The organism is Xylanibacter rarus (assembly GCF_001275135.1).
GTDB lineage: Bacteria > Bacteroidota > Bacteroidia > Bacteroidales > Bacteroidaceae > Prevotella > Prevotella rara.
The window spans coordinates 1-7,481 of sequence record NZ_LFQU01000056.1 but is presented as its reverse complement, the minus strand read 5'-3'; the positions used below and the strand labels follow the sequence as shown (position 1 = coordinate 7,481).

Genomic DNA, 7,481 nt, shown 5'->3' with positions numbered 1-7,481 from the left:
TCAAATGCATTGTTGCTTAAAAACGGATATGTAGAAACAAGACTAATTTTTAGTAGTTAAAGTAGTTATAGAAGTTAAAGTAGTTAAAGTCAAATGCATTGTAGTTTAAAAACGGACATGCAGCAACAAAGCTAATGTGCCGGCTGATTTGCAATTGTCGTGCAAGCGAGAGCAGAAGCAAATTATATTTGGTTATGCCGAGCGCAGCCGACAATCAATAAAATTAATCCGCCGGAATTGAGTATTAGGATTTTTTTAATCCGCTTGCTTCCTGTTGCTGATTTATAGGTATGTTTTTCGGATCGCAGATCCTTATATTCGATACAGCCGGATAGCATATCCGGCAGAACAATAGCCTTGCTGTTTCTTTACAATTCTGTAGCAACAAGACTAATGTGCCGGCTGATTTGCAATTGTCGTGCAAGCGAGAGCAGAAGCAAATTATATTTGGTTATGCCGAGCGCAGCCGACAATCAATAAAATTAATCTGCCGGAATAGAGTCTCGGATCGCAGATCCTTATATTTTATGCTGTCGGATAGCATATCCGACAGAACATTACTCTTGTGGCTTACAAGCAACGATATATACCAACAAGACTAATGTGCCGGCTGATTTGTACGAGTTGTTGAGCACAGCGAAAAATCTGCCGGAATAGAGTATAAGGAACCAACGGTCAGCGAAGCTAATTTCAATCCGCTATGCTGCCGGCGCTTTATTGTAAAAAAAGCATTTGGCTTTAACTCCTTTAACTACTCTAACTTCTTTAACTCCTTAATAAATAACTCCTAATAAATATCCTTTTGCCATTTCGTCAGAAAATCTTATCTTTGCAACAGACAACACGGTGCGGGTATGGATAGTTGTTGCAGAGACGCTGGCGCCGTGTTATTAGGATAAAGTATAAACAAGTATCAGATTATGAAGATTTTTGCCGTAGGAATGAACTATATCCAGCACAATAAAGAGCTGGATGGAACGTTATATAAACCGGAAGAGCCTGTGATATTTACAAAGGCCGACTCAGCTCTGCTAAAAGACAGCAAGCCGTTTTTCCTGCCCGACGAGCTCGGACGCATCGACTATGAGACAGAGCTGGTGGTGCGCATCTGCCGCCTGGGCAAGAGCATACCGCAGCGCTTCGCCCACAGATACTACGACGCCGTAACCGTGGGCATCGACTTCACCGCCCGCGACCTGCAGAACAGGCTGCGCGCCGAAGGCAAGCCGTGGGATTTGTGCAAGGGCTTCGACGGCTCGGCTGCAATAGGCGAATGGGTGAGCATAGAGAAGTTTCGCGACATACAGGCAATACATTTCCGCCTCGACATCAACGGCAACACCGTTCAGGAAGGCTGCTCGAGCGACATGCTCTTCAAGGTAGACGAGATTATAGCCTACATAAGTCAATGGTTCACGCTGAAGACCGGCGACATCCTTTATACGGGCACTCCGGCCGGAGTGGGCCCCGTTCATATTGATGACCACCTTACGGGCTGGCTTGAAGACCGCAAGGTATTGGAGTTTAACGTTAAATGACAAAGAGAAAAATATTATTGTCGGTTATCGCGCTGCTCTGCTGCTGCAACATCATGGGCAGCAGTGTGCAGAAGTTTTTTAACCTCACTGCCGACGAGGTTAAGATAGACAGCGTGCTGCCGCGCTTTGCCTGTTCGCTGCCGCTCGGCGGCGCATGGGCCGACTCTGTATATACGGTAAAGATTGAATATCCCGAATTTTACGAGATGAGCAGCGGCGACGTAGAGCGCTGCCTGAAGATTGCCGGCGACAACATGCCCGAAATGCCGGAGCTGGAGGTCAACGTGGTTACGGAGCGCAAGCGCGGACGCATCGAGGTGTCGTTTGTGCCGGTGGTAAAGCGCGGGGGCAAGTGGCAGAAGCTGGTGAGCTTTATGATAGACGTTGAGGCTAAGCCTAAGAACGCTGCCCTCAGGACAGCCTCGAGAGCCGAAGCCGTAAGTCCTGCCGGCCGTTATGCCGCCAAGTCGGTGCTGGCCGAAGGCCGCTGGGCAAAGATACGCGTGCCCTCTACGGGCATATATCAGATAACCGACGCGCTGATACGCCGCGCCGGATTCAGCGACATGAGCCGCGTAAAGGTGTATGGCTACGGCGGCGCGCTGCAGAACGAAAGTCTCGAAGCAGACGACCTGATAAAGTATGACGACCTGAAGGAGGTGCCCACATGCTATGTTGACGGCCGCAGGCTGTTCCATGCGCAGGGACCGGTGTCGTGGAGCAGCAACACAACAACCACGCGCACCCGCAATCCTTACTCCGACTACGGCTACTACTTCCTTACCGAGAGCGACGGCGAGCCGCTCACCGTTGACAGCACAGCCTTTGTAGACTCGTTCTATCCCTCTGCCGACGACTATCACTTCCTGCACGAGATAGACAATTATGCATGGTATCAGGGCGGACGCAACCTTTATGAGAACACGCCGATAAGCGCAGGAACGTCGAAGACATATATCCTGGAGAACTCTTCGCCGTGTCAGGGCATACGTAAGGTCTATGCCAGCGTCACCGCAGGACAGGCCACCACGGTGCAGATAAAGATTAACGGGTCGGACACGCGCACGTTCAGCATGACATTCGGCGAATATGACCACGGCAAGTCGGTCAACATGACCTACAGCAACGCCTACGCGTCGCCGTCGGACACGGTTACGATAACCACCGTATCGGGCGGTCCGGCAAGGCTCGACTATATCAGCGTAACGCAGGACGAGCCGCGCCCGTGCCCCACGTTGAGCGGACGTGAGTTCAGCGTGCCCGAATATGTGTATAACATAACCAACCAGAACCATCATGCCGACGAGGCTGCCGACATGATAATCATAGTGCCCACCTCTGCCGCTCTTACGGCTCAGGCGCAGCGCATAAAGGAACTGCACGAGGAGAAAGACGGCATGAGAGTGCGCATAGTGCCGGCCGACGAACTGTATAACGAATTTTCGAGCGGTACGCCCGACGCCAACGCATACCGCCGCTATCTGAAGATGCTCTACGACCGCGCCGAGACAGAGGCCGACATGCCGTCGCACCTGCTGCTGTTTGGCGACTGCGTGTGGGACAACCGCATGAACACGCAAGAGTGTTCGAGTCTCAGTCAGGACGATTTCCTGCTGTGTCATGAGAGCGAAAACTCATTCAGCGCCACCGACTGCTACGTTGACGACGGATTCTTCTGCCTGTTAGACGACGGCGAGGGCGGCAATCCGAAGACCGACAAGCTCGACATGGCTGTGGGGCGCTTCCCCGTGCGCACCGCAGAAGAAGCGAAGATAATGGTTGACAAGACCATAAGCTACGCCGAAAACAAAAATGCCGGCAGCTGGCAGAACGTGATGATGTTTATGGGCGACGACGGCAACAACAACCAGCACATGGAGGATGCCGACGAAATGGCAAAGGTAGTTGAGGGCATCAATCCGGCCATTCAGGTAAAGCGCGTCATGTGGGACGCATACACCTGCGTAACGACGTCTACCGGAAACACATATCCCGACGTGACCAAGATAATAAAGCAGCAGCAAAGCGCCGGCGCGCTGATAATGAACTACAGCGGACACGGACGTGCCGACCAGATATCGCACGAGCGTGTGCTCACGCTGACCGACTTTTCCGGCTTCAGCAACGCCAACCTGCCGCTGTGGATAACGGCGTCGTGCGACATCATGCCCTTCGACTCGCAGCAGCAGAACATCGGCGAGACGGCGGTGCTCAACAGCAACGGCGGTGCGGTGGCATTCTACGGAACAACGAGAACGGTGTGGGTAGACCGCAACAGGGCTATCAACCGTGCCTACCTTAAGGCCCTGCTCACCCCGCAGAACGGCACCTATGTAACTATAGGCGAGGCGCAGCGCCTGGCCAAGAACGACCTTATAGAGTCGGGCGCCGACAAGACGGAGAACAAGCTGCAATATTCGCTGCTGGGCGACCCCGCCCTGAAGCTCAACCTGCCGCAGATGAGAGTGGTGGTAGACAGCATCAACGGCGTGCCCCTGGCTTCTGCCGAGACTCTGCCGCAGCTCAAGGCAGGCTCCGTGGCCACAGTGAAAGGACACATAGAGGGAGCGTCGGGCAGCATAGACGAGGCCTTCAGAGGCGTGGCCACGCTGACCGTGAGAGACGCCGAGAAGCTCGTTGTGTGCAAGCTTAACAACACGTCGAGCGAGGGAGCAAGCACTCCGTTTGAATATTACGACCGCTCAAACACCCTGTTCAACGGCACCGACAGCGTGAGGGCAGGCAAGTTCAGCATGTCGTTTGCCGTGGGCAAGGACATCGACTACAGCGACGAGAGCGGACTGATAAACGTGTTTGCAATAAACGGCGACACGGGCGATGCCGTGAACGGCTACAGCGAAGACTTCATCGTGGGCGGAACAGGCTCGCTCGACAACGACGGCATAGGCCCGTCTGTCTACTGCTATCTTAACTCTCCGACCTTTGTCAACGGCGGCAACGTAAATCCAACGCCTTATTTCGTGGCCGAGATAACCGACAAAGACGGAATAAACACCACGGGCAGCGGCATAGGCCACGACCTTATGCTGACCATAGACGGCGATGCCGACAAGACATACGTGCTGAACGACAACTTCAGCTACGACTTCGGCAGCTACACCAGCGGCTCGACATACTACAGCATACCGGAGCTTGAGCCGGGCATGCACACGCTCAGGTTTAAGGCATGGGACATAATGAACAACCTGACCACCACCGAACTTACGTTCAACGTGGTGAGCGGTCTGCGCCCCGGTCTGATAGACATCAACTGCACGGCCAACCCCGCCAGAACGTCGACAACGTTTATCATCAACCACGACCGCGCCGGAAGCAACCTTGACGTGGAGATTGAGGTGTTCGACATGAGCGGCCGTCCTCTGTGGAAACACAAGGAGAGCGGTGTGTCGGCAAACAACAACTATACCGTAGACTGGGACCTGACAGGCAGCAACGGCGGCAAGCTGCAGACGGGCGTCTATATCTACCGCGTGAAGATTGGCGGCAGCGGCAGCGACATGGTGTCGAAGGCAAAGAAGCTGATTATCATATCGCGCTGACACGGCAGCCGCACCGGTGACGCGCCATGTCTGACGCTGCATGGCGGCAGCCGGAACAATAAGGCATGGCGGCGCTAAATGTGGCATTAATGACCGCACTACACAATAAAATGAGAGAAAAGCGGTTATTATATCAAGGCGCATGTCGCTTCTGCGCATGACAAAAGTTTTTTAGTTGCATAATCATTACAGAAAAAGAAATAAAGACAAAGAATGAAGAATAGTCAAAGAATATTGTTGACATTGATGCTTGCTGTGGCCTCGGCCGGAGCCTTTGCTCAGGACAAGCTGGACATGTTTAATCCGGTTAACACCTCAGTAACTTCACAGATGATAGCCCCCGACGCACGTGCCGCCGGTATGGGTGATGTCGGTGTGGCTACCGACCCTGATGTCAACTCGCAATATTGGAACCCTGCCAAGTATCCTTTCTGTATAAGCCGTGCAGGAGTGTCGCTCAACTATACGCCGTGGCTGCGTCAGCTCGTAAGCGACATGGACCTTGCTTATCTGTCAGGATATTACCGCATTGGCGACTACAGTGCCGTGTCGGCATCGTTGAGATATTTCTCGCTGGGTGAGGTTATGACCGAGTATAACGGCGAGACCGGCGAGAGCAGCGGCATGACGATTAACCCTTATGAAATGTCGTTCGACGTGGCTTACTCGCTTATGCTGAGCGAGAAGTTCTCTTTGGCTGCTGCCGTAAGATGGATCTACTCAGACCTTACATACGACTACACGGACGATACGTCGCCTGGTAGTGCGTTTGCAGCCGACATTGCCTGCTACTATAACGACTATATAAACATTGGCGCGCGCGAGTGTCAGCTCGGCATCGGACTCAACATAAGCAACATCGGTAGCAAGATTACGTTCGGAGGCAGCGAAGACAGCGAGTTTATACCGACGAACATGCGTCTTGGTTTTGCCCTGATGGTGCCCATTGACGAGTTTAACAGATTCACCATAGCTGCAGATGCCAACAAGCTCCTTGTGCCTACATATCCTAAACTGGAAGATGGCGAGTCATCTGAGGCTTATGACCAGCGCGTTCAGAAAGAATATTACGACGTGTCGAGCATATCGGGTATATTCAAGAGCTTCGGTGATGCTCCCGGCGGATTCAAGGAAGAGCTGCAGGAGATAAACTGGAGTGTGGGTGCTGAGTATGTGTATAACGACAAGTTTACGCTGAGAGCCGGTTATCACCATGAGTCAGAGAACAAGGGTAACCGTAAATACTTCACCGTAGGTGCCGGTTTCCGCATGAGCGCCTTTTCGCTCGACTGCGGTTATGTAATCGCAACGGCAAAGAGCAACCCGCTCGACCAGACACTGCGTTTCACTCTCGGATTCGACATGGACGGCATAAAGGACCTGTTCCGCAGATAAACCGAAGGGAGCCGGAAAAACAAGAAGTCGCATGAGCCAGAAATACCGCGCCCATGCGACTTCTTGTTTTACATTATCATATTGAATAGCAAAACAGAACTAAAATAAACGATTATGAAGATTAGAACCGGATTTGGATTTGACGTTCACAGGCTCGTTGAGGGCCGTGACCTGTGGCTCGGAGGAATAAAGATAGAGCACAGCATGGGACTGCTGGGACACAGCGATGCCGACGTGCTTATACACGCTATATGCGACGCGCTGCTCGGTGCTGCCAATATGCGTGATATAGGCTATCATTTTCCTGATACATCGGCCGACACGCTCAACATAGACAGCAAGGTGCTGCTGCGCAAGACCGTTGAACTTATTGCCGGCAAGGGATATGTGGTAGGCAACATCGACGCCACAGTGTGTGCCGAGCGCCCTAAGATCAATCCGCATGTGCCGGCCATAAAGGCATGCCTTGCAGAAGTTATAGGCACCGACGAGGACAACATATCCATAAAGGCTACTACAACCGAGAAACTTGGATTTACGGGCCGTGAAGAGGGCATAAGCGCTTATGCCGTGGTGCTGATAGAACGCAAGGACGACTGATCATCGCAAATCTGTTATTGGAATTCGGTCTGTAGTTCGGCAGCATTGAATATAAGAATTGTAGAGAAACAGCAAGACTAATGTTCTGTCGGATCTGCGATCCGGCAGCATCGATTATAAGGATCTTTGATCCGCAACTCCTACCTATAAATCTGCAATAGGAAGCAATCGGATTGAAATTTCGGCAGCATTGAATATAAGAATTGTAGAGAAACAGCAAGGCTAATGTTCTGTTGGATCTGCGATCCGACAGTATCGAATATAAGGATCTTTGATCCGCAATTCCTACCTATAAATCTGCAATAGGAAGCAAGCGGATTGAAAAATCCTTATATTCAGTTCCGGCAGATTACAAATCAGCCGGCACAATAGCTTTGTTGCTACATAC

Annotated in this window: 4 protein-coding genes; all 4 read left to right on the top strand. The window is 51.9% G+C overall.

The genetic code is table 11. The features are described 5' to 3' along the window. The first annotated feature begins 920 nt into the window (after positions 1 to 920). The 4 genes from ACU52_RS14315 (at position 921) to ispF (ending at position 7,093) form a co-directional block, all read left to right on the top strand. Entirely contained in the window at positions 921 to 1,538 is a 618-nt protein-coding gene (locus ACU52_RS14315; protein ID WP_053399292.1) for a fumarylacetoacetate hydrolase family protein, read from the top strand. Continuing rightward, positions 1,535 to 5,098 carry a type IX secretion system sortase PorU gene (porU, locus tag ACU52_RS14310; RefSeq protein WP_053399291.1) on the top strand — a complete coding sequence of 1,188 codons (3,564 nt, stop codon included), beginning with the start codon at positions 1,535 to 1,537 and terminating at the stop codon, positions 5,096 to 5,098. Before ACU52_RS14315 ends, porU begins: the two co-directional genes overlap by 4 nt. A gap of 213 nt (positions 5,099 to 5,311) precedes the next feature. Next, positions 5,312 to 6,493: a type IX secretion system outer membrane channel protein PorV gene (gene porV, locus ACU52_RS14305; protein ID WP_053399290.1), complete on the top strand. Its 1,182-nt coding sequence runs from the start codon at positions 5,312 to 5,314 to the stop codon at positions 6,491 to 6,493. 114 nt (positions 6,494 to 6,607) lie between these two features. After that, positions 6,608 to 7,093: a 2-C-methyl-D-erythritol 2,4-cyclodiphosphate synthase gene (gene ispF / locus ACU52_RS14300; protein WP_021855538.1), complete on the top strand. Its 486-nt coding sequence runs from the start codon at positions 6,608 to 6,610 to the stop codon at positions 7,091 to 7,093. Positions 7,094 to 7,481: the final 388 nt, after the last annotated feature.

Bases quoted from the DNA above. Each gene is read 5' to 3' on its own strand.
- ACU52_RS14315 (WP_053399292.1), top strand. From the start codon at position 921: ATGAAGATTTTTGCCGTAGGAATGAACTATATCCAGCACAATAAAGAG.
- porU (WP_053399291.1), top strand. From the start codon at position 1,535: ATGACAAAGAGAAAAATATTATTGTCGGTTATCGCGCTGCTCTGCTGC.
- porV (WP_053399290.1), top strand. From the start codon at position 5,312: ATGAAGAATAGTCAAAGAATATTGTTGACATTGATGCTTGCTGTGGCC.
- ispF (WP_021855538.1), top strand. From the start codon at position 6,608: ATGAAGATTAGAACCGGATTTGGATTTGACGTTCACAGGCTCGTTGAG.